General features: G+C 69.9%; 22 protein-coding genes. 17 read left to right on the plus strand and 5 right to left on the minus strand.

The genetic code is table 11. From position 1 onward, the window contains the following. Window position 1: 1 nt before the first annotated feature. Window positions 2-2,002 (minus strand): glycosyltransferase family 39 protein, encoded by a 2,001-nt coding sequence (locus DMH03_RS12240; RefSeq protein WP_125792115.1) that lies wholly within the window; start codon window positions 2,000-2,002, stop codon window positions 2-4. Window positions 2,003-2,174: 172 nt separating this feature from the next. Next, entirely contained in the window at window positions 2,175-3,368 is a 1,194-nt protein-coding gene (locus DMH03_RS12245) for a cytochrome P450 (RefSeq protein WP_125792116.1), read from the minus strand. Window positions 3,369-3,612: 244 nt separating this feature from the next. Here DMH03_RS12245 and DMH03_RS12250 point away from each other — a divergent pair, with 244 nt between their 5' ends. Then, on the plus strand, window positions 3,613-4,032 hold the full coding sequence (locus tag DMH03_RS12250) for an enediyne antibiotic chromoprotein (protein ID WP_125792117.1): 420 nt from the start codon (window positions 3,613-3,615) through the stop codon (window positions 4,030-4,032). Window positions 4,033-4,570: 538 nt separating this feature from the next. Here DMH03_RS12250 and DMH03_RS12255 read toward each other — a convergent pair. From DMH03_RS12255 to DMH03_RS12265, 3 genes are read right to left on the minus strand one after another with little or no spacing between them, the layout of a single operon-like run. Next, entirely contained in the window at window positions 4,571-5,665 is a 1,095-nt protein-coding gene (locus tag DMH03_RS12255) for an LLM class flavin-dependent oxidoreductase (protein ID WP_125792118.1), read from the minus strand. After that, entirely contained in the window at window positions 5,662-6,666 is a 1,005-nt protein-coding gene (locus tag DMH03_RS12260) for an acyl-CoA dehydrogenase family protein (protein WP_125792119.1), read from the minus strand. Before DMH03_RS12260 ends, DMH03_RS12255 begins: the two co-directional genes overlap by 4 nt. 9 nt (window positions 6,667-6,675) lie before the next feature. Further along, window positions 6,676-7,833 carry an acyl-CoA dehydrogenase family protein gene (locus DMH03_RS12265; protein WP_125792120.1) on the minus strand — a complete coding sequence of 386 codons (1,158 nt, stop codon included), beginning with the start codon at window positions 7,831-7,833 and terminating at the stop codon, window positions 6,676-6,678. A gap of 169 nt (window positions 7,834-8,002) precedes the next feature. Between DMH03_RS12265 and DMH03_RS12270 the strand changes: the two genes are divergently transcribed. The 16 genes from DMH03_RS12270 to DMH03_RS12340 are packed head-to-tail and all read left to right on the plus strand — an operon-like array spanning window position 8,003 to window position 22,478. Then, window positions 8,003-9,142 (plus strand): steroid 3-ketoacyl-CoA thiolase, encoded by a 1,140-nt coding sequence (locus DMH03_RS12270; protein ID WP_125792121.1) that lies wholly within the window; start codon window positions 8,003-8,005, stop codon window positions 9,140-9,142. Between the two features lie 2 nt (window positions 9,143-9,144). After that, window positions 9,145-10,356: a CaiB/BaiF CoA-transferase family protein gene (locus DMH03_RS12275; protein ID WP_125792122.1), complete on the plus strand. Its 1,212-nt coding sequence runs from the start codon at window positions 9,145-9,147 to the stop codon at window positions 10,354-10,356. Window positions 10,357-10,393: 37 nt separating this feature from the next. Beyond that, entirely contained in the window at window positions 10,394-11,134 is a 741-nt protein-coding gene (fabG, locus tag DMH03_RS12280; protein ID WP_125792123.1) for a 3-oxoacyl-[acyl-carrier-protein] reductase, read from the plus strand. Then, window positions 11,131-11,517 (plus strand): 3-hydroxyacyl-ACP dehydratase, encoded by a 387-nt coding sequence (locus DMH03_RS12285; protein ID WP_125792124.1) that lies wholly within the window; start codon window positions 11,131-11,133, stop codon window positions 11,515-11,517. The genes fabG and DMH03_RS12285 overlap by 4 nt, the downstream gene beginning before the upstream one ends. Next, window positions 11,514-11,978, plus strand: a complete 465-nt coding sequence (locus DMH03_RS12290; RefSeq protein ID WP_125792125.1) for a 3-hydroxyacyl-ACP dehydratase FabZ family protein — start codon at window positions 11,514-11,516, stop codon at window positions 11,976-11,978. Before DMH03_RS12285 ends, DMH03_RS12290 begins: the two co-directional genes overlap by 4 nt. A 35-nt stretch (window positions 11,979-12,013) precedes the next feature. Continuing rightward, window positions 12,014-12,268 carry an acyl carrier protein gene (locus tag DMH03_RS12295; RefSeq protein ID WP_005155526.1) on the plus strand — a complete coding sequence of 85 codons (255 nt, stop codon included), beginning with the start codon at window positions 12,014-12,016 and terminating at the stop codon, window positions 12,266-12,268. Window positions 12,269-12,271: 3 nt separating this feature from the next. Continuing rightward, the gene (locus DMH03_RS12300; protein ID WP_125792126.1) at window positions 12,272-13,474 is read left to right on the plus strand and encodes a beta-ketoacyl synthase; all 1,203 of its coding nucleotides are present in this window, start codon (window positions 12,272-12,274) and stop codon (window positions 13,472-13,474) included. Further along, the gene (locus DMH03_RS12305; RefSeq protein ID WP_125792127.1) at window positions 13,471-14,583 is read left to right on the plus strand and encodes a beta-ketoacyl synthase N-terminal-like domain-containing protein; all 1,113 of its coding nucleotides are present in this window, start codon (window positions 13,471-13,473) and stop codon (window positions 14,581-14,583) included. Before DMH03_RS12300 ends, DMH03_RS12305 begins: the two co-directional genes overlap by 4 nt. Further along, window positions 14,561-15,676 carry a beta-ketoacyl synthase N-terminal-like domain-containing protein gene (locus tag DMH03_RS12310; RefSeq protein ID WP_125792128.1) on the plus strand — a complete coding sequence of 372 codons (1,116 nt, stop codon included), beginning with the start codon at window positions 14,561-14,563 and terminating at the stop codon, window positions 15,674-15,676. Before DMH03_RS12305 ends, DMH03_RS12310 begins: the two co-directional genes overlap by 23 nt. Beyond that, window positions 15,673-16,506, plus strand: a complete 834-nt coding sequence (locus DMH03_RS12315; RefSeq protein WP_125792129.1) for a beta-ketoacyl synthase N-terminal-like domain-containing protein — start codon at window positions 15,673-15,675, stop codon at window positions 16,504-16,506. The genes DMH03_RS12310 and DMH03_RS12315 overlap by 4 nt, the downstream gene beginning before the upstream one ends. Then, a complete protein-coding gene (locus DMH03_RS12320) occupies window positions 16,503-17,300 on the plus strand; it encodes an alpha/beta fold hydrolase (RefSeq protein ID WP_125792130.1) in 798 nt (265 codons plus the stop codon). Before DMH03_RS12315 ends, DMH03_RS12320 begins: the two co-directional genes overlap by 4 nt. Beyond that, entirely contained in the window at window positions 17,297-18,217 is a 921-nt protein-coding gene (locus DMH03_RS12325) for a thioesterase family protein (protein ID WP_125792131.1), read from the plus strand. The genes DMH03_RS12320 and DMH03_RS12325 overlap by 4 nt, the downstream gene beginning before the upstream one ends. Further along, a complete protein-coding gene (locus DMH03_RS12330) occupies window positions 18,214-18,846 on the plus strand; it encodes a 2-hydroxychromene-2-carboxylate isomerase (RefSeq protein ID WP_125792132.1) in 633 nt (210 codons plus the stop codon). Before DMH03_RS12325 ends, DMH03_RS12330 begins: the two co-directional genes overlap by 4 nt. Next, window positions 18,843-18,965: a hypothetical protein gene (locus tag DMH03_RS42855; protein WP_255431239.1), complete on the plus strand. Its 123-nt coding sequence runs from the start codon at window positions 18,843-18,845 to the stop codon at window positions 18,963-18,965. Before DMH03_RS12330 ends, DMH03_RS42855 begins: the two co-directional genes overlap by 4 nt. After that, window positions 18,962-19,690: a class II aldolase/adducin family protein gene (locus DMH03_RS12335; protein WP_125792133.1), complete on the plus strand. Its 729-nt coding sequence runs from the start codon at window positions 18,962-18,964 to the stop codon at window positions 19,688-19,690. Before DMH03_RS42855 ends, DMH03_RS12335 begins: the two co-directional genes overlap by 4 nt. 10 nt (window positions 19,691-19,700) lie before the next feature. Then, window positions 19,701-22,478, plus strand: coding sequence for a cytochrome P450 (locus tag DMH03_RS12340; RefSeq protein WP_125792134.1), 2,778 nt, complete (start codon window positions 19,701-19,703; stop codon window positions 22,476-22,478). Window positions 22,479-22,493 lie beyond the last annotated feature (15 nt).

Raw genomic sequence — 22,493 nt, forward strand, 5'->3', positions numbered from 1 at the left:
ATCACGCTCCCGGTTTGCAGTCGAACAGGGCGGAGGTGAAGCCCATCCACGGGTTCGCGGTGTAGGCGGGCGGCGGGACGCGGGTGCAGTTGCGCACCACCCAGTCCTTGCGGGCGAGCGCGGTCGGGCTGTCGTAGGCGAATCCGCCGAACAGCACGAACCGCACCTGTCCACTTTGGACGGCTTCGGCGAGACCGGCGGCGGTCGGCATCGGCATGGTGCCGACGAAGCCGCCCATCGGCATCACGGACAGGCCCGCCCGGATGTAGGGCGAGGCGCCGGTGCCGCCGAAGGTCGCCAGGTCGAAACGCTCGCCGCGGTCGTTGGCCTTGAGGAAACCGAGGAGCTTCTGATCGGCGTCCGACGGCATCATCTGGAACATGATCGGCGGGGGCAACGGCATGGGCTGTCCGCCTGCCGCGCCGGGCTTCGGGCCGCCCGCCATGAACTTCGTCAGGTCGATGCCGGTGGAGAGCGCGTTCGGATTCGGCCCCGCGAGCGGGTTGAAGTTCTGGAACATCGCCGTACGCGGATCCGTCGGCGGCTGGAAGGCGGGCGCCGCCCAGGCGACCGGCCCGGCCAGCAGCGCGACCCCGGCCACGGCCCCGGTCACGATGGCGAACTTCCCCGTGCGACGCACGAGGACCAGCACCGCGGCGAGAACGGCCGCGACCGCGACGACAGGCCGCAGCCACGGCAAGTAGTCGCCGGAACGGCTCATCAGCACGAACGCCCAGGCGCCGGTGGCGAGCAGCCCGACCGGCAATACCCACGGGTGACGGCGGGTCGTCCAGGCGAAGTGCAGGCCCACGCCGGCGATCGCGGCGATGGCCGGTGCCAGGATGCTCGTGTAGTACGGGTGGATGCTCTGCGAGAAGCTGAGCGCGCCGGCGAAGAGGACGAGCCAGCCGCCCCACAGCAGCCAGCCCGCGCGCTGCTTGTCGGTGCGCGGAGCACGGCCCGCGGCGACCAGGCCGACGACGAGCAGCAGCAGCGCCAGCGGCAGCAGCCACGAGATCTGGCCGCCGATCAGGTCGTTGAACAGCCGGAACACGCCGGTGTCGCCGCCCTGGTCGACCGGCGTGACCTTGCCGTCGGGCAGGACGGGCAGTTCGGCCGAGTTCCCCGCCTTCGCGGCGTCCGTGCGGTCGAAGAGGTTGTAGGACCAGACCATCTGCCACACTGAGTTCGAGGTACTGCCGTCCATGTACGGGCGGGAGCCCGCGGGCGTGAACGACACGATGAGCATCCAGATCGACGACACCGCGGCGGTGACCGTACCGGCGCCGAGCAAGTGCAGCACCCGGCGTCCCGCCGAGGTCGGCGCGGCGACGAGGTAGACGATGCCGAGCACCGGCAGGATGGCCAGCGCCATGGCGAGCTTGATGTGGAAGCCGACGCCGACGAGCGCCGCGGTCAGCAGCAGCCAGCGCGGCGACGCCTTCTCCAGCGCCCGCCAGAAGGCGTAGGTCGCGACGAGCAGCGTCAGGATCAGCGTCGAGTCGGGCAGGTTGACCCGGGTGGCCGCGACCGTGATCGGCGTCGCGGCGAGCAGGACGGCGGCCAGTGCCGCCGGCGCGTGCCCGGCCCAGCGGCGCACGAGCACGAACAGGACGAACACCGAGACACCGCCCGCGATGACGCCGGGCAACAGCAGCGCCCACGTCTCGTAGCCGAAGACGCGGACGGAGAGCGCCTGCAACCAGAGCGCGCCGGGTGCCTTGTCGACACTCATGAACCCGGCGGGATCGTAAGCGCCGTAAAGGAAGTTGTGCCAGTTCTGGGACATGCTGCGAACCGCGGCGGCGTAGGCGTAGTGTGCGGCGTTCCCGCCGATACCCCACCCGTAGGCGACGCCGGCGACGAGTGCGCTCAGGACGGCGATGCGTTTGGCCGCCAGTGCGGACAACCCCGTCTTGGTCTTCTTCTTCGGCGTCCGCGCGGGCGGGGCAGCGCCCCGCGGCGGGGTGCTCGTGACCGGGGTGCCTAGGTCTTGGGACACGTTCTACTCCCTTCCCAGGAATAGGAGATGACGCGGCTCACGGACGTGAGATACGCACCGCGAATTCGTGATCGTCTCCGAAAGTGTCGCACCGCGGTTTCGGTCACGTCTTATCCCAGCCTGCGCGTTCGCCGCCCGGGTTCACCGGCGAAGTGTCCTTTGAGGACAATTGTCAGCGAAGCCGGACGGGAAGCGCTTCGAGGCCGTGCATCACCATGCTGACGCGCCAGCGGAGACTTTCCGTGGGAACGGCTTCGCGCAGATTCGGGAACCGCGTGAGCAGGGCGGCGAGCGCGATTCCGCCTTCGAGCCTGGCCATCGGCGCGCCGAGGCAGTGGTGGATGCCGTGTCCGAAGGCGAGCTGCGGATTGTCCGCGCGGTCGAGCTCCAGTGCGTCCGCGCCGGGGAAACGGGCGGGGTCGCGGTTCGCGGCCAGCAATGACACGATGACCAGCGACCGTGCCGGGATCGTCACTCCGCCGAGCTCGACTTCCTCGGTGGAGTAACGCATCGCCGCGTGTACCGGGCTTTCGTAGCGCAGGAACTCCTCGACCGCGGCGGGCATCCCGTCCGGATTCGCGCGCAACGCGGCGAGCTGCGCCGGGTTCTCGAGCAGGGCGAGAGTGGCGTTGCCGATGAGGTGCACGGTGGTCTCGTGCCCGGCGATGAGCAGGAGGAAGACCATCGACGTCAGCTCGTGCTCGGTCAGCCGGTCTTCGCCGTCGTGCACCGTGACGAGCGCCGAAAGCAGGTCCGTGCCGGGGTTCTCGCGCTTCTCGGCGAGGAGTTTCCTGACATAGCGCAGCATTTCGGCGGCCGCCGCGTCGAGTTCGTCGACGGGGAGCGCGCTGGCGGTGAGGATCTCGGTCCAGCCGTGGAAGGCGCCGGCCTCGTCCTCGGGTACGCCGAGCATCTCGGTGAGGACGCGGATCGGCAGCGGCAGCGCGAGCGCCTTGATCAGATCGACCTCGTCGAAGTCGGCCACGGCGTCGAGGAGTTCCGCTGTGATGGCCTCGATCCTGGGGCGCAGCTGGGCGATCCGGCGCACGGTGAACGCGGCGGACACCAGCTTTCTGAGCCGGGTGTGATCCGGCGGATCGAGGTTCAGCATATGCGTGTTCATGCCGAGCCGGACGTCCTCGGACAGCCCACGCCGGTCGCCGACGACGCCGGTGCGCCCGCTCAGCCCCGGATGCGCGAGGGCCTGGCGGACTTCGGCGTAGCCGCTGACCAGCCAGCCGCTGGTGCCGGAGGAGAGCGTGATCCTCCGGACCGGGCCGGTTTCGCGCAGCGCGGTATAGGCGGCGTGCCTTTCTGGCGCGCCACCGAACAGGAAATCGGAGCTGGAAGAGGTCGCAGAGGTCACTGAATCAGGTTCCCGTGCGCGCACTCGCGCCTTCTTCTCCTGGCTTGCCCGCGGCATATGAATTACGCACGAAGCGCGTGAGTTTATTGCACCTTTTTTCTTTCGGCCTACTCGAAAACTGCTCGAAGAAATCGTTGACGATCTAGGTCCGATGATCGTAACGTTGTTACCAGGACGCCGGGGGTAACGGAACCCGCGCCTGGTGAAGTCGGAAAATCCCTGTCAATGAATCGGAGTGATTACTGTGTCCGCAAAGCTTGTCGCCAAGTTCGCCGGTTCCGCCATCGCCGCTCTCGGCCTCCTGGCCGTCGTCGCCCCTGGTGCCTCCGCCGCGGCGGCCGTCACGGTCACGCCGTCGTCGGGGCTCTCGGACGGTGCGGTGGTCCAGGTGGTCGGAACCGGCCTCACGCCGGGCGGTACCTATCGCGTCGGCGAGTGCGCCCAGGACGCGGCGGGGCAGTTCCCTTGCAGCCCTTCGCAGCAGTCGCTGGTCGCTGACGCGGCCGGGAAGATCTCGGCCTCGGTCACCGTGCAGAAGAACTTCACCGGCGTGCTGCCCGACGGCAGCAGCTACGGCGCGGTGGACTGCAAGGCCATCACCTGCGTCGTCGGCCTCGGTGACGCCGCCGGCAACGGTGGCGGCGTGGTCATCAGCTTCAGCTGATGCTCGCGGCCGGCACAAAACGGCGATGGAGGAATTGGGACGTCGCGTGTCCCAATTCCTCCACCGTCGAGTAAGAGGATAAGCGCCCGAAGGCCTCAATGCACGTCTTGAGTCGTGTCAGGTGGTCGGTCCGTGAAGGCCTCCTTGAGGGACCCAGAGTCCCTCAAGGAGGCCTTCACGGACTACAAGGGCTCGGGGCCGGAGCGGGCCAGGTAGTGAGGGCCTCCTTCGCTACCTTCAGGGTAGGCAAGGAGGCCCTCACGGACCGGTGAACGCCTCGCTCGACGGCACGGCACCTTTCCTTACCTCTCAAGAGAACTGTCCTTGCCGCTCACGACCGCCGTCAGACACCCACGTGGCTTCGCCTACTGTCCAGCGTTGGTGATTCCAGCCGGATCTCGCGTGTTTCTAACCGCATCTCGCGTGCTTGAAGCCGTAACTCGCGTGTTTGAAGCCGTAAGACAAGGTGCGGGCCGGGCCGCGGTGAGTTCCGCCTTCAATCACGCGAGTCGCGCCAAAGCCCACCCGCGCCGCGAGCTCAGAGCGTCTCCGCGAGCAGACCGCGTTTCCGCAGCAGCGGCATGACGCCTTCGCCGAACGTGTAGGCCTCTTCGAGGTGCGGCTGAGCGGAAAGGATCAGGTGGTCGAGGCCGAGGGCGTGGTACTCCTCGATCCGTTCGGCCACTTCCTCGTGGCTGCCCACCAAGGCCGTGCCGACGCCGGGGCGCACGAGGCCGTAGCCCGCCCACACGTTGGGGTGGATCTCCAGCGAGTCGGTGCTGCCGGAGTGCAGCGCCGCCATCCGCCGCTGGCCCTCGGATTCGGTGGCGGCGAACCGTTCCTGCGCCTGCCGGATCCTGGCCGGGTCCATCCCGGCGAGCAGCTGGTCGGCCACCTTCCACGCTTCGGCCGAGGTGTCCCGGCTGATCACGTGGAATCGGGTGCCGAAACGCAACGAGCGGCCCAAGGCCTCCGCTCGCGCACGTGACCGTTCGAGGTGTGAGGCCATCGCCGCGGGCGTTTCGCCCCACATCAGCAGGACGTCCGCCTGCGCGGCCGCGACTTCCAGCGCGGCCGACGAAGAACCGCCGAGGAACAGCGTGGGCCGCACCGCGTGCGGGCGGGCGACCATGCCGGCCTTCAACTTGTAATGCGTGCCGGTGAAGTCGAACCGCGAACCCGGCCAAGCCTGACGGAAGACGTCCATGAATTCGCCGGTGCGCGCGTACCGCTGGTCGTGGTCGAGCCAGTCGCCGTAGCGGCGCTGCTCGTCGGGGTCGCCGCCGGTCACGATGTTCAGCAGCAGCCGCGAATCGGAGACGCGCTGGAACGTCGCCGCGGTCTGCGCGGCCAGCAGCGGCGAGATGAAACCCGGCCGCATCGCGATCATGAACTTCACCGACCGCGTCACGCCCACCAGCGCCGACGCCACGACCCACGGGTCCTCGCAGAACAACCCGAACGGCGTGAGCATCCCGGTGAACCCGAAGCGGTCGGCTGCGAGCGCGACCTGGGTCAGGTACTCGATGTCCGGTTCGCGCCGGGCGCCGGGTGCCGCGACGCCGTCGGCGGTCTTGGCGACTTCCCGCCCGTCGCCGTGTGACGGCAGGAACCAGTGCAGTTGCAGGCTCATGAGTGCTCCCCGAACAGTGAGTGCGCGATCGCTTCCAACGGTCCCGAGGCGAGTTCCGCCTCCAGCCACAACGCGCGCCGGAACCAGCGGTGCAGCGGGAATTCCCAGGTGACGCCCATGCCGCCGCAGACCTGGATCGCCGTCTCACAGACGGTGATCGCGGCGCGGCTCGCGGCGTGCGCGGCGCACGCGACGGCTTCCGCGGAGGGGGCTTCGCCTGCCGCGGCGCGGTAGGCCAGTGAACGCGCGAGCTCGACCTCGGCGTAGCCATCGGCGAGCTGCTGGCTCACCGCTTGGAAGGAACCGATGGGCCGGTCGAACTGGGTCCGCGCCTTCGCGTGCTCGACGGCGATCGCCAGCGCCCGGTCCGCGACGCCGATGGCCTCGCCCGCGAGCAGGGTCGTCGCCCGGCCGCGGATCGCGGTGAGCAGCGGCGCGGCGGCGGTCGGCCCGATCAGCAGCCGTCCCTCGGCTCCGGCCAGCGCGATGTCCGACGTCGCCCGGAGCGGGTCGACGCCGTCGCGCGCGGACAGCGAAGCGGCAGCCGGGTCGACGCCGAACAACGCCACCCCGGCAGGCGTACGGGCGGCGACCACGATCTCAGTGGCGACGTCGGCGTGCAGGACGGCCTGCACCGCGCCGTCCAGCCGCCAGCCGTCGTCGCGACGTGCCGCGCGACAGGTGCCGCTGCCGTCCGCCAGCGTCGCCGGGCCGGGCGGTTCGACGCCCGCGGCCCGGTAGACGGGCAGGGCGAGCGCGGCCGTGGCGAACCAGGGCACCGGGTGCAGCGCGCGACCGCCCTCCTCGGCCAGCAGAACGAACTCCGCCAGGCCGAGATCCGCGTCCAGCCAGCCCTGCCGGACCAGTTCGGGCCACGCGGCGAGGTCCTGCTCGCCGTCGTCGGCCAGCGCCGCGATCCGATCGAGGCCGTACGTGTCCTCGAGGTAGGTGCGGGCGGCGGTCTTGAGCCCGGTCTGGTCCTCGGTCAGCGCGAAATCCATCAATGCTCCCTAACGTGATTTCGGCAGACCGAGGACCCGCTCCGCGACGATGCCGCGCAGGATTTCCGATGTTCCGCCCTCGATGCTGTTGGCCCGGCTGCGTAACCGCTGGTGCTGCCAGTAGCCGCCCCAGAAGGCGTCGGTCCCGTCCGCCGCCGCGCCCGCGCCGAGCAGCCGCAGAGCGAGCGCGCTCACCCGCTGGTTCGCCCGCGACCAGCGCAGTTTCAGGATCGAGCTCTCCGGTCCCGGTTCGCCGGTCCGTTCCATCGCGGCCAGCGCGCGGTATCCGGTGAAGCGCAGACCCTGCAGATCGACGTAGAGCTCGGCGATCTCGGCGCGGACCCGCGGGTCGGTGTCGCCTCCGCACGCCTTGGCGGTCTTGACCAGCCTGTCGAGCTGGACGGCCAGCCGCGCGGTGAGCGTGATGCCGAACGTGCCGCGCTCATGCGCGAGAGTGGTCAGCGCGACTCGCCAGCCTTGTCCCGGTTCGCCGAGCACACAGTCATCGGGAATTTCGACACCGTTCACCAGGATCTGGTTGAAATCGGTGTCGCCGGACAATTGTCGCAGCGGCCGCACTTCGACACCGGGTGCGCGCATGTCGAGCAGGAAACAGGTCAGTCCGCGGTGTTTGGCCGCGTCCGGGTCCGTGCGGGCGAGCAGCAGACAATAGTCGGCCAAATGGGCGTAGGAGGACCACACCTTTTCGCCATCGACGACGTAGCCGCCGTCGACGCGGCGGGCGCGGGTGCGCACCGATGCGAGGTCCGAGCCGGCGTCCGGTTCGGAGAAGCCCTGACAGAAGATCGTTTCCCCGGAAAGGATGCGGGGAAGATGGGTGGCCTTCTGCACGTCCGTTCCATAGTGGACGATCGCGGGGCCGACCATGCCGAGCCCGATCACCCCGGCGTGGTCCGGCGCCTCGGCCAGCGCGCTCTCTTCGGCGTAGATCGCTTGGTACGCGGGAGAAAGCCCTCGCCCGCCGTGTTCGGCAGGCCAGGTCAGCCCCGCGTATCCGGCCGCGTGCAGCGCCTTGCTCCAGGCGCGCAATTCGTCAGCGGACCAAGCACGAGGCGCGCTCGGCGTGCTTTCGGGTAACTGTCCGGCCAGCCAGGCTTTGAGGCCAGCCCGGAATGCCGCCTGATCTTCGCTGTCGTCCAGCCGCATGTACGCACCATAACCAGCGTCGATGATCGTGAGGGGCCACGCGAACGTTTCCCGCAACTACGGAGAACCGCTGGTCGGCTCCGCAATCCGTGAGACGTTCGCCCGCCGGGGGCCGCACCACGATGGGGTAGCCGGGCACCCCGTCCGGTGGAGAGGCAGGTACCCGCCCGTGGCCGCGCTGAACGACCGGACCCCGGTCATCGTCTCCGCCGTCCGCACCCCGCTCGGCAAACGCGGTGGGGTGCTCGCCGAGCTGAAGGCCGTCGAGCTGATGCGGCACGTCCAGCTGGAGGTCATCGCCCGCGCCGGTATCGAGCCCGGCGACGTCGACCAGATCATCGGCGGCTGCGTGACCCAGTCCGGCGAGCAGAGCCTCAACGTCACCCGCAACGCCTGGCTCAATTCCGGTCACGACCCGGCCGTCGGATGCTCCACAGTGGACGTCTCTTGTGGATCGGCGCAGCAGGCGAACCACCTGATCTCCGCGTTGATCGCCGCGGACGCGATCGACACCGGGATCGCCTGCGGCGTCGAGTCGATGAGCCGGGTGCCGATCGGCACGAACCTCTACCAAGGCCCCGGGCACTACAAGACGCGGGACTATCCGTGGGACGACCCGCCGAAGGCCCAGTTCGGCGGCGCCGAGCGGATCGCCGCGCGCGAAGGCATCGGGCGCGCGGACGCCGACGACTACGGCCTTCTCTCCCAACAGCGCGCGGCCCGAGCCTGGCAGGAGGGCCGGTTCGACCGTGAAGTCTCCCCGGTCGGCACGGTCACCCGCGACGAGGGCATCCGCGACACCACCCGCGAGGGGCTCGCCGCGTTGCGGCCGAACATCGAGGGCGCGGTGCACACCGCCGGTTCGACGTCGCAGATCTCCGACGGGGCCGCCGCCATTCTCTGGATGTCGTACGGGAAGGCCCGCGCGCTCGGCCTGAAACCGCGCGCGCGGCTGGTCGGCCAGGTCGTCACCGGCGCCGATCCCTACTACCTGCTCGACGGTCCCGTGGTCGCCACCGAACGGGTGCTGCGCCGGACCGGCCGCCGTCTGTCCGATGTGGACATCTGCGAGGTGAACGAGGCCTTCGCCGGGGTGGTGCTGAACTGGGCCAAGGCACACGGCGCGGACATCGACCGCGTCAACGTCAACGGCGGCGCCATCGCGCTCGGCCACCCGCTCGGCGCGACCGGGACCCGGCTGCTCGTGACGGCACTGCACGAACTCGAACGCACCGATACCTCGACAGCGCTGATCACCATGTGCTGTGGCGGTTCGCTCGGCACGGCCTCACTGCTGGAAAGGCTTTGACCATGCGCGAAGAGGAGTTCTTCCGCCGGGCGCGGGCAGGTTCGGCCGGCCCGCTGGAGGGTGTGCGCGTCCTGGACGTGACCAAGGTCTGGTCCGGTCCGCTCGCCACCTGCGTGATGGCGGACATGGGGGCCGACGTGGTCCGGATCGAACTCGCCGACGGCCACGACGGCGAGGTGCCGCCGAACATCCCCGGCACCGGGCTGTCGTGGTTCCGGGAAACCGTGCACCGCAACAAACGCAGTGCCGGGCTGGACCTGCGCGTCGACTCCGACCGCAAGCGCTTCCTGGAACTGGTGGCACACGCGGACATCGTGGTCGAGAACTACAAACCCGGCACGCTGGACGGCTGGGGTGCCGGGTACGAGGCCTGCCGGTCGGCACGCGAGGACGTCGTGTTCGTGTCTGTGTCCGGCTTCGGGCAGTACGGCCCTAAGTCGCATCTGCCCGCCTACGACCCCGCGATCCAGGCCGCGGCCGGGTGGATGTCGCTCAACGGCCTGCCCGAGGGGCCGCCGGTGCGTGCTCCGACGTTCCTCGCCGACGAGCTGGCCGGTCTGCACGCGGCGATCGGCGCGCTCGCCGCGCTGACGCACCGGAACCGGACCGGCGAAGGACAACACGTCGATGTGTCCATGGTGGACTGTCTGCTCGCCAGCAGCAGCGGCCTGCCGACCCTCGCCGCGACGGGCGCCCCGCCGCCGAGGGTGGGCAACGAGACCGATTTCGTCGTACCCGCCAATGTCTACGCATGCGCGGACGGCCATTTGTATCTCGCCGTCGCGATCAACCGGCATTGGCGCGCGCTCGCCGAGATCATCGGCAGACCGGAACTCGGCCTCGCCGACGGATTCCGCACGGCCGCCGAACGGATGACCAACCGCGACGCGATCAACACGATGATCTCCGGCTGGTGCGCGGGACGTCCGCTCGCCGAAGCACTCGACGTGCTGAACGGCCGCGGGCTCGTCGCCGCGCCGGTGCGCACGCTCACCGAAGCCGTCGCCGACGAGCATGTCCAAGTGCGGGCGATGCTCCAGGAAACGGTGCTGAGCAACGGCACCACCGCGCCGATCGTCGGGCCGGCGGTGAAATTCTCTCGTACTCCGACGAAGGTCCGCCACGGTGCGCCGAGGCCGGGCGCGGACACCGCCGAAGTACTCGCGGAGCTCGCGGCAAACGATGAGAAGAATAGTTTGCGCCGCGCTTCTTAAAATGGAAACAAATTGTGCTGGAAAACGAGGAGGCGTCGTGGCGGAGCACCACCGGGCCCTGGTCACCGGGGCTTCACGAGGGATCGGCCGGGCCGTGGCGCTGCGGCTGGCCCAGGAGGGCTACGCCGTCGCGGGTTGTTTTTCGAAAGCGAGCGCCGCGTCGGAGGAAACCGAAGAGGACATCGCCGCCGTCGGCGTGCCCTCGTATTTCGCGGAATGCGACGTCGCCGATTCCGAAGCGGTCGAGCGATTCGTCAAGGACGCCGAGGAGAAGCTCGGCCCGATCGATCTGCTGATCAACAACGCCGGGATCACCAAGGACAGCCCGCTGGTACTCGCCAGCGCCGAGGACTGGCACGCGGTACTGGCCACGAACCTCACCGGCACCTGGAACTTCTGCCGCACCATGGCCTTCCGGTTCATGAAGAACCGTGGCGGCGTCGTGGTCAACATGTCCTCGGTCGCCGGCGTCTACGGCCACGCGGGCCAGACCGCCTATTCCGCCAGCAAGGCCGGGATCATCGGCTTCAGCAAGTCGCTGGCCAAGGAGGTCGCCGGGCACGGTGTCCGGGTCAACGTCGTCGCTCCCGGTTTCATCGAGACCGACATGACCGGTTCCCTCGGCGAAAAGCAGCGCGCCAAGGCGCTCACGCAGATTCCGGCCAAACGCTTCGGCACCGGCGAAGACGTCGCCGAACTGGTCGCGTTCCTGGTCTCCGACCGCGCCTCGTACATCACCGGACAGGTGCTGCAGATCGACGGGGGGATCACGCTGTGACCGGGATTCCCGCCTACGCCGCGCCGTTGCGGGCGGTCGACACGCTGGACGTCCGGCAGCACGGGGACGATCTGGAGCTGGTCGCCCGGATCACCGTGGACGGCAAGGAACCCAACCTGCGCGGGCATTTCCCCGGCCAGGCGGTGTACCCCGGCGTCTTCGTCATCGAGACGCTGGAGCAGGCGATGCGGGAGGCCGCCAACGCCCGGTTGCGCACCGTCCGCTCGGTCCGGTTCCTGGCGCCCCTGCTCGACGGCGACCTCATGGTGCTCACGGCCACCGCGAAGCGCACCCCGGACGGCTGGGAAGTCATCGGTAGGGCCGTACTCGGCGAGACGACGACGGCCAAGGTCCGCGCCACCTTCGAGGAGGACGCGGAATGACCGAGCACCACGACATCCGGATCCTCCTCCCGCAGCGGTATCCGCTGCTGCTGGTGGACCGGGTGCTGGACCTGGTCCCCGGCGAGTCGATCGTCACGATCAAGGCGGTCACCGGCACCGAGCCGTGCTACGCGGGGATTCCCGACGGCGCACCGGCGAGCCGGTACGACTACCCGAAGTCGCTGATGATCGAGTCCTTCGGGCAGAGCGCCGCGCTCCTCTGGCTCGACGGCCGCGCGCCGGTCGAGGACGACGACTCGACGTTGATGTTCATCGGTGCCCGTGACTACCACTTCACGGCCGCCGCCCGCCCTGGTGACGTGCTGCGCCACGAGGTCCGCCTGGAATCGGTACTGGCCGACACGGCCTTCGCCACCGGCCGGACCTGGGCCGGTGATCGCCTGATCGCCACCGTCACCACCTTGACCGCGACGCGGCGCCCTGTGCGGCCCGCGGCGTGAGAACCGCACGCGGACAACGAAACCGGAGGATCGTCATGACGCAGACCGACACCCAGCTCGAGGAGCTCCGCGAGCTGGTCGCCGAGGTGCTCGAGCTCGAGCCCGAGGAACTTGAGGACAACGGGGACTTCATCGACGACTACGAGGCCGACTCCCTGCGTGCCATCGAGATCCTCGCCAGGATCGACAAGCAGTACAAGATCGAGATCCCGCAGGCCGAACTGCCGGAGCTGCGCACGCTCAAGGCGGTCAACGACGCCCTGATCCGGCACTCCGTCAAGAAGGGATGAACCGTGGCCCGCGTTGTCGTGACCGGGGTCGGCCCGGTGTCGAGCATCGGGATCGGGATAGCCGCGTTCGCCGAGGCGCTGCGCACCGGCCGATCCGGGATCTCGCCCATCACCAGCTTCGACCCGGCCGGGTTCCCGCACCGGAACGCGGGCGAGGTCCAGACCTTCGATCCGGGTGCCCAGCTCCGCCGGGTCGACCCGGCGGGGTGGGGCCGGTCCAGCCAGTTCGCGGCCAGCGCCGCGCGGCTGGCGCTCGCCGACGCCGGGCTCGACCTGACGTCGGTGGCGCCGGGGCGTGCCCACGCGATCATGGGCACCACCAGTGGTGAGTCCGCGGTCGCGGAGGCGCTCACCGCGCAGATCATCGAGGGTGGTTTCGCCGCGCAGGACCCGGCCCTGCTGACCCAGCTGCCCGCCAACCGGCTGGCGAACGCGGTCAGCGAGGAGCTGGGCTTGTCCGGCGAGTCGCTGACCATCGCGACCGCCTGCTCGGCGAGCAACTACGCGATCGGCTACGCCTACGACCTGCTGGCCGGCGGCGAGGCCGACGTCGTCTTCGCCGGCGGCGCCGATTCGGTGTGCCGCTGGGCGCACGCCGGGTTCTACCGGCTCGGCGCGTTGGCGAAGGACGCCTGCACCCCGTTCGACAAGGACCGCGCGGGCATCCTCACCGGCGAGGGTGGCGCCGTGCTCACCTTGGAAACCTATGACCACGCCCGGAAAAGGGGCGCCACGGTCTACGCGGAACTGCTCGGGTACGGCGTCAACTGCGACGCCATCCATCCGGTCACGCCGGACGCGCCGACGGTCGCGGAATGCATGCGCATCGCACACCGCAACTCCGGCATCTCACCGTCCGATGTGGACTACATCTGCGCGCACGGCACCGGCACGCAGGTGAACGACCTGGTCGAGAGCAAGGCCGTGATCGAGGTCTTCGGCGAGCGCCCGCCGCCGATCAGCTCGATCAAGTCGATGCTCGGCCACACCATGGGCGCGGCCTGCGGTTTCGGGGCGATCGCCTCGACCATCGCGATCGACCGCGGTTTCCTGCCGCCCACGGTCAACTGGACCACCGCGGATCCGGAACTGGGCGTCGACCCGGTGCCGAACGCGGCCCGCGCGGCGACCGTGCGGGTGGTCCAGAACGACGGTTTCGCCTTCGGTGGCAACAACGCCATCGTGATGTTGGGAGCGCCAGAATGAGCGGTGTGGTGGTGACCGGCTGGAGCGCGCTGACCTCCGCGGGCGTCGGCGTGGACGCGCTGGCGAAGCGGCTCGCTCTGGCCGAGGCAGGTCAAGTCGAAAATGGCCACGAGATCGGCGACCTCTACGAAGAGCCGCTGCCCGCGACGAGCGGGCACTTCCTCCCCAGCTTCAGCCCACGGGAACATCTGGGGCGCAAGGGGACCAGCACCTTCGACCGGGCCACCGGGCTGGCCGTGGTGTGCTGCCAGGAGGCGTTGCGCGAGGCCGGGGTGTCCCTCGACGACGAGGTCCGGCCGCGGATCGGCGTGGTGCTCGGGACCTCGCTGGGCAGCTTCAAGTCCACCAGCGACTACACCCGCGAGACCCTGGTGCAGGACAAGCCGTACCTGGTCAACCCGATGCTGTTCCCGAACACGGTGATGAACTGCGCCGCCGGGCAGGTCGCCATCCGGTTCGGCCTCCGAGGGGCGAACACCACCATCGCGGGCGGCACCCTCGGTTTCCTCAACGTGCTGCGGTACGCCGGCAACGCCATCGAGCGCGGCCACGTCGACGTCGTCGTCGCGGGCGCGGTGGAGGAGTTCACCCCGCACCGCGCGTGGGCGACCCATCTGACCGGGGCGACCGACGTCGTCGCCGCCGGTGAGGCGGCCGGGATGTTCGTGCTGGCCAAGGAGAACACCCCGGAGTGGGCGGGAACGCGGCAGCGCGCCGGTGTCCTCGCGGTCGCGACGGCCTACGGGCCGGGCGGGGGCGAGGCGGCCGAAACCGCGCTCGCCGGATGCGTGCACCGCGTGCTGGCGAAGGCGGGAGTCGACGCGACCGAAGTGTCCACTGTGTACACCGGCGAGGTCGAAGACGGCGACGAGCGCGAGTACGGCCCGATCGTCCGAGTGTTGGGCCACCGCCCGGAGCGGGTCATGGTCAAGCGGCTGTTCGGCGAATGCGACGCGGCCTCCGGAGCGGTGGCGCTGGGTGTCCTGCTGGCCGAAGACCGCGATGCCGGCCCCGGCGGGCTGAGCCTGCTCACCGCGCGGGGCGCGGACGGTGCCGTCGGCGCCGCCATCGTGAGGAGGTACGCCGATGGCGGTCTTGATCGCGGGTAGCGCGGTGCGCACCTGCCTCGGTTCGGGAGCGGAGACGTTCGACGGTCTGGTCCGCGGCGTTTGCGGCGTCTCACCGCTGCGGTACGGCGATTCCGGACAGCTGAACGTGGCCTATGGCTACCACGCCGAGTTGGACGGTGAGCCGTTCCGCGCGGGACGGCTCCTGGCCGAATGCCTGAAGGAAGCGGTCGCTCAGTCCAAAGTAGACGCTGCGACACAGCGAGTCGCGGTCCTCGTCGGCACGGGACTGCGCGAGTTGTCCGCGGTGGAACGGCTGGCGCTCACCGGGGAGCCGGTGTCCGCCGGACGGCTGGACTTCGCCGACGTGGTGGCGGAAACGCTGCCCGGCGCCACGTACGTGACCACCGTCGTCAACGCGTGCAGCGCCGGCGGCCATGTGCTCGCGCTCGCTCAGGACATGCTCGAACTCGGCGAATGCGACGCCGTCGTGGTCGCCGCCGCCGACGCGATGACGCGGTCGATGCTCGCCATGGTCGGGCGCGTCGCCGAGACGCCGACCGAGCGCGTCCGCCCGTTCGACCGCGAGCGCGCCGGCGTACTCCTCGGCGAGGGCGCGGCGGCGCTCGTCGTCGTGCCCGAGAGCTGGGACGGCCCGGCGCTCGGCCGGGTCGCCGCGACCGGCCTCTCCTGCGACGCCCACCACGCCACGGCGCCGGACATCGAGGGCATCGCCCGCGCGATGTCCGACGCCTACACGCGTGCGGACCGCGCACCGTCCGATGTGGATCTCGTGGTCGCACACGCGACCGGCACCGCGCTCAACGACCCGGTCGAATGCGAGGCGATGCGCAAGATCGTCCTCGGTGGCGGCGGGAACCCGCTGGTCACCGCGGTCAAGGGTTCGACGGGCCACACCTCGGGCAGCGCCGCACTGGTCAATGTGGACGTCGCACTGCGGATCTTCGCCTCCGGCGAGGTTCCCGCGGTCACGGGCCTGACCGATCCGCTCGACGAGGGCATCGGATTACGGCTGGTCATCGGGGACACGGTCACCGCGCGGCCGGATCTCGTGCAGGTCAACTCGTTCGGCTTCGGCGGGGTCAACGCCGTCACCCTGTTGGAGCGCGTATGAAATCCCGGTTGCTGCTCACCGGCTGGAGCCTGCATCTGCCGGGGGTCGCGGAGTTCGACGGCGCGCCGCCGGAGAAGGCCGCCACCGTACTCGGGCGGAAAGGCCTGCTGTACAAGGAACCCTCGACCCGGCTGGCGTTGTGCGCGGTGCATCGCGCGCTCGGCTTCGAACCAGGGCACCGGGTCACCGGGCCGATCGAGACCGGCACCGCCGTGGTCGCGTGCAGCAACCTCGGCAACGTCGAGACGGTCGCGAAGGTCACGCGCGCGGTCGAGGCGGAAGGCAGCCGCGGGGTGAGCGTGCTCGACGCGCCCAACGTGTCGCCGAACGTCGTGGCCAGCACGGTCGCGCTGTGGTTCGGCTTCGGGGGCCCCAACCTGATGCTGTGTTCCGGCAGTACGGCCGGGCACGCCGGGCTGCGGATGGCGAGTCTGCTGCTGCGCTCCGGCCGGGCCACCCGGGTGGTGCTCGTCGGCGCCGAACCGGAGGACGAGATCGCCTCGATCCTGCACGACGGACCGCTGCGGTCCGGGAGCGCCTGCGTGATCCTCGAACCCTGGCGCGAGAAAGCCGGCCACCTGGTCGTCGACGTCGACCCTGGGGAGGCCGCGCCGCTGCCCCGGCGCACGGTCGGATCCGGCGGTTTCGACGTCAAGGAACGGTGGGGCGACTTCTACGGCGCGCACGGGGTCGTGGAGCTCGCGCTCGCCGCCCACCTCGCCGTGGCGGAAGGCGAAGGCCGCGTGGGCATCGGCCCGCACCGGCCGGACGGCGGGCCGTCGGTTTCGGTCGCCGTCACACACCACAGCGATGAGATGGGGTACCGGTGAACGGTTCGGCGGTGAAGGCGCACACGATCTCGCCCGGCAGGCCCGGTGCGCCGCTGGTGCTGTTCGCACACGGGATGGAAGGCCACTGGAAGAGCTGGACGCCGCTGGCCGCGCATCTCGACCAGGGCTACCGGGTCGTTTCGCTGGAGCTGCCGTGGAAGGCGGGCAACGACTTCCGCTGGCGCAACCGCTCCTTCGGCAAATGGCTCGGCGACGGCCTCGACATGGTCGGGGCCACCCCGGACGTCCTCGTCGCGCATTCGTTCGGCGCCAACGCCGCGCTGGACCTGATGTGCCGGCTCGACCCGCGCGTCGGTTCGTCGGTGGCGTTGTTCTGCCCGTTCTACCGGCTGCCCCGGTTCGAGGTGACGTGGCGGATGTTCGAGCGCTCGCGCGAGACGTTCACCGCGCACGTCGGCGAGGGGGTCCGCGCCCGGCTCGGCAAACGAGCGGCCACTTTGGACCCCGAGGTCGTCGACGGCATGGTCAAGATCGCGTTGAACCGCGCCGGGCCGCTCGGCTTCGCGGCGGTGTTCGACCGCTACGCCGCGAGCGCCGACCTTCAGCTCGGCAACGTCGAGATCCCGACGAAGGTGCTGGTCGGCGGTATGGACCCGACGCTGCCCGCCGAATCGGCGCGCGCTCTCGCCGACGGCATGCCGGGGGCGACGCTGCACACGCTCGACCGCGGCGACCACTTCTTCCACGTTCGCTACGCCCGGTACGCCGCGGCCGAGGTGACCGGCCTCGTCGAAGACGTCCGGACCATTCCGAAGGTAGGTGAGCTCCGATGACCGCAGTCCTGCGGCCAAGCCGGACCGTCACGCACGGCCGCCCCGCGTTCGAGGGCGCCAACATCCGCACCTGGATCGGTTTCAAGCACTTCATGTACCTGGTCGAGCAGGGTGTCCTGCAGTGGCTGCGCGACCAGGGCACGAGTGCGCGCGACCTGTTCCTCGAGCACGGCCTCGGCGCGGAGATCGTGGACTGCTCGGTGCAGCTGCCCGCGGTGCTGGAACTCGACGACGAGGTCGAAGTCGAGGTCACCCCCGGCCGCGGCGACAAGCTGAACGTCCAGCTCTCGGTGGTCCGCGGCGGCGAGAAGGTCACCGTGCTGCGCGGCAAGGTCACCGTCGCGCTGGTCCGCGAGCGGGCGGCCGACAGCACGGCGGCCGCGCCCGAGGCGTTGGCGCAGCTGGAGGTCCCGGCGCTGACGTCCACGGTGGAGCGGATCGCGATCCCGGTGGGCGAGACCGCCGAGTCGGTGCTGACCGCGGCGCCGGGAGCGTTCCTGTGGTCCTGGCGGGCGCCGTACTTCTACTGCCACTACTCCGACCGCGTCCAGCACTCCGGTTTCGTCCGGACGCTGGAGGAGGTCGTCGACCGCTATCTCGCCGAACGCGGCATCTCCGTCGGCCGCATGCTGTCCGAACGCGCGTGGATCCCGGTCGTCTCCCGCGCCCGCGTCCGGCTGCTGGAGGACGCGCGTATGGAGGAGACGGTGCACACCGTGTTCACCGTCACCGACATCCTGCGCGGGGTCATGTTCGACGGCCGCATGGACTGCTACGTCCAGCGTGGCCAGGAACTGGTCCCCGTCGCCACCGCCCAGATCCTGCACGGCTACGCCATCGCGGCAGGCCCTGGCGCGGGCGGGATGGCCCAGCTGGACGAGGGTGTCGTGCACGCGCTGATCGGGGACCGGGCGTGACCCGGCCTGCCAAGCTGTACTTCTCGCTGCGCAGCCCGTACAGCTGGCTCGCGATCAACAAGCTGCGCGCCGAGGTGCCCGGCGCCCTCGAACAGCTGCAATGCTTCCCGTACTGGGATCCGGACACGGTGACCGGGGCCGGCCTCGACGAACGCGGCGGCGAGTTCCACTACGTGCAGATGAGCCGCGCGAAGCATCTGTACATGCTGATGGACACCAAGCGGATCGCCGAGCAGCAGGGTCGCAAGATGGCCTGGCCGATCGACATCGAACCGTGGTGGGAGCTGCCGCATCTGGCCTGGCTGCGTGCCCGCCGCGAGGGTGTCGAGTGGCCGTTCTACGACGCGCTGAACGAGGCGCGGTGGGGCCGCGGCGAGAACATCTGCGAGCCCGGCATCGTGCGTGCCGCAGCCGAGCGGGCCGGGCTGGACCCGGAGCTGGCCGTGGGCGCCGTCGACGACCCGGAGATCCGCGCCGAGGGCGTCGAATGCCTCTACCAGGCCTATCTCGACGACATCTTCGGCATCCCGTACTTCAAGTGGGGCCGCCACCGCTTCTGGGGATTCGACCGGCTGGACGGCTTCCTCGGCGTCTGGCAGCCCACGGTCCGAGAGGAGCGTGCCGCATGAGCGACGACCAGGAGGCCACGGTCACCGAGCTGCCCACCGACCAGTGGTACGGCGTACCCGCCGAACTGCTGGACGAGGGCGCCGCCTACGACTGGGACAGCCCGGGCGGCTGCGGATGAGGACCGTCGAAGAGGAACGGCTCTACCGCAAGCAACGCCTGGCGGCGACCATGCGGCTGTTCGCGGTACGCGGTTTCGACGAGGGCGCGGGCGGGCACGTGACCGCCCGCGACCCCGGCGACCCGGACCGCTTCTGGATCAACCCGTTCGGTGTCCACTTCGGACACGTCCGGGTCAGCGACCTGCTGCTGGTCGACAGCCGGGGTGAAATCGTCGAAGGCGACGGGAGGATCAACCCGGCCGGGTTCGTGATCCACTCGCACGTCCACGCGGCCCGTCCCGACGTCGTCGCGGTCGCGCACGCGCACTCCACCTACGGGCGCGCGTGGGCCGCGCTGGGCCGCAAGCTCGACCCGATCACCCAGGACGCCTGCGCGTTCTACGAGGACCACGAGGTTTTCGACGAATTCGGCGGCGTGGTGCTGGATTCCGACGAGGGCAAGCGGATCGCGGTCCGCCTCGGCACGGGCAAGGCGGTGATCCTGCGCAACCACGGGCTGCTCACGGTCGGCGGCACGGTGCAGGAGGCGGCCTGGTGGTTCACCACCATGGACGGCTCTTGTCACGTGCAGCTGCTCGCGGAGGCGGCCGGGAAGCCGGTGCCGATCGAGCCCGGGGTCGCGCGGCACACCGCGTCGACGATCGGCACGCCGGGGATGGGGCGGCTCAACTTCCGGCCGCTGTACGCCGATCTCGTGCGCACGCAACCGGACTTGCTGGATTGAGGGGAAGGTCATGCCGACGCTACTGAACGACTACATCGCCGAGGACGGTGCCGGGATCGCGATCGTCGACGAGGCGGGCGCGGTCGGGTGGCGGCTGCTGGGGGAGCGGGTGAACCGCTGGATCGCGCTGCTGCGTGACCGCGGGATCGGCGAGGGTGACCGGCTGGCCTGCGTCCTCGGAAACCGCCGGGAGACCTTCGAGGTCCTCCTGGCGTGCCTGCACTCCGGGATCACCGTGGTACCGATCAACTGGCATCTCACCGATCCCGAAATCGCTTACATCGTCTCGGATTCCGGGAGCAAGGCGCTGATCGTCGAGCCCTCGTACGCCGAGACGGCCGGCCGCGCGGTGGCGCGGGCCACGGGGGAATGCGCGACGCTGATCGTCACCGGTTCCGCGGACGAGGCCGGTTTCGAAGCGGCGGAACCGTTGCTGGCGCGGATGTCCCCGGCCGAACCCGATGCACAGACCTGCGGCGCCACGATGTTGTACACCTCGGGCACGACAGGCGCGCCCAAAGGCGTGGTGAACGGTCTGTTCGTCGTCGGCGCGCCGTTCTCCCGGGTGGCGAAACTGACCCGGTACGCGCACGTCGTCCTCGACGTCCCGTCGCGCGAACGATGCCTGCTCGACGGCCCTTGGTACCACTCGTCCCAGCTGTTCTTCTCCCTGCTCGGGCTGCTGCTCGGCTCGACGCTGGTGATCCGCCGGTCGTTCGACCCCGAGTCCACATTGGACATCATCGACCGCGAGCGGATCACCGCCGCGCATCTGGTGCCCACCCAGTTCATCCGCCTGCTGCGGCTGCCCCCGGAGGTCCGCGCGCGGTTCTCGGGGGCGAGCCTCGGCCGCGTGTGGCACGGCGGCGGACCGTGCCCGCCGGACGTCAAGCGCCGGATGATCGACTGGTGGGGCCCCGTGCTGACGGAGTACTACGGCGCCACCGAGGGCGGTGCGGTCACGATCGCCGGCTCACGCGACTGGCTCGCGCATCCCGGCAGCGTCGGCAAGGCCATTCCCCCGAACGAAATCGTGATCCTCGGCGAGGACGGCACCCCGCAACCGACCGGTGCTTCCGGGCAGGTGTTCGTCCGGCGTGTCAAAGGCAAGAGCTTCTCGTATCACAACGCACCGGAGAAGACGCGGTCCGCGCATCTGGAACCGGGCACCTTCACCTTCGGCGACGTCGGCCACCTCGACGAGGACGGCTTCCTCTATCTCACCGGACGCGCGCAGGACATGATCGTCTCCGGCGGGGTCAACGTGTACCCGGCCGAGATCGAGGCCGTGCTGCTCAACCATCCGGTGGTCCGGGACGTCGCCGTCATCGGCGTCCCCGACGACGAGTTCGGTGAACGGGTCGCCGCCGTCGTCGAGGTCACCGACGATGCCCCAGCCGACCTGTTCGCTCTGCTGGACCCGTTCTGCCGCAAGTCCTTGGCGGGTTTCAAGACCCCGAGGACGTATCACGTCATCGAGCGGCTGCCCCGTGAGGCGACCGGCAAACTCCGCAAGGACGTGCTGCGCAAGAGCTTCGCCGCGATCGGCATCGAGCGGCCCGACATCGCGCATCCGGCGACGTTCGCCGACGGCGTGCCGCATGCGGAGTTCGCCCGTCGTCGCGAGACCGAACCGGTGGCCTGGACCCCGGAACCGTTGCTGACGCGGCATTCCAGCGCGGGCAGCAACACCCAGCGTGGCTCCGGCTACTGGGCGGTGACGCGCTACGACGACGTCTACTCGGTGTCACGGCGGCCTGAGGAGTTCTCCTCCGCGGCCAAGGGCGCCTTCTTGCCCGACCCGCGCACGCCGGGCGACCTCAAGCAGACCCGGCAACTGCTGGTCAGCATGGACGGCCCGGAGCACGTCCGGATCCGCCGTCTGGTCGCGACCGTGTTCACGCCCAAATCCGTCCGCGGGCTGAGCGACAGCATCGCCGGGCACGCGCGGCGGCTGGTGGAAAAGGTCACCGACGGCGCCGAGTTCGACGCCGTCGCCGATTTCGCCGCCGAGTTGCCCCTGCTGGTCCTGTGCGATCTGCTCGGGTTCCCGCCGGACGACCGGCATCTGCTCTACCGCTGGAGCAACGCGCTGGTCGGCTTCGACGACCCGGAGTTCGGCGGCGGCGACGTCGAGGCGTACCGCCGGACCTTTGCCGAAGCGTTCGCCTACGCGATGAAGCTAGGCATGTCCCGGCGCGAGACCCCGACCGACGACCTGATCAGCAGGTTGGTCAACGCCGAGGTCGACGGGAAACACCTGAGCGACCGCGAGTTCTGCAGCTTCTGGCTGCTGCTGGTGGTGGCGGGCAACGAAACCACCCGTCACCTGATCTCCGGTTCACTGGAGGCACTGGTGAACAACCCGGCGGAACGGGACAGGCTGGTGTCCGGTGAGGTACCGGTGGCCACCGCGGCCGACGAGCTGATCCGCTGGGTCACGCCGATCATGCAGTTCCGCCGCACCGCCGTCCGGGACACGGAGATCGCCGGGCAGCCCATCGCCGAGGGCGACAAGGTCGTCGTCTACTACACCTCGGCCAACCGCGACCCGGCCGTGTTCACCGATCCGGACCGGCTCGACCTCGGCCGCGATCCCAACCCCCACCTGTCGTTCGGGATCGGCCCGCATTTCTGCCTCGGCGCGCATCTGGCCCGGCTGGAGATGTCGACGCTGCTGACCGCACTGCTGCCGCATCTGTCCCGCCTGCGCCTGACCGGGCCGGTGACCCGGCTCGAATCGAACTTCGTCAACGGCGCCAAGTCCATGCCCGCGCGCTTCGGATGATTCCACGAGAAAGGG

The sequence above is a fragment of the Amycolatopsis sp. WAC 01376 genome (assembly GCF_003947415.1).
In the GTDB taxonomy this organism is placed as follows: Bacteria; Actinomycetota; Actinomycetes; order Mycobacteriales; family Pseudonocardiaceae; genus Amycolatopsis.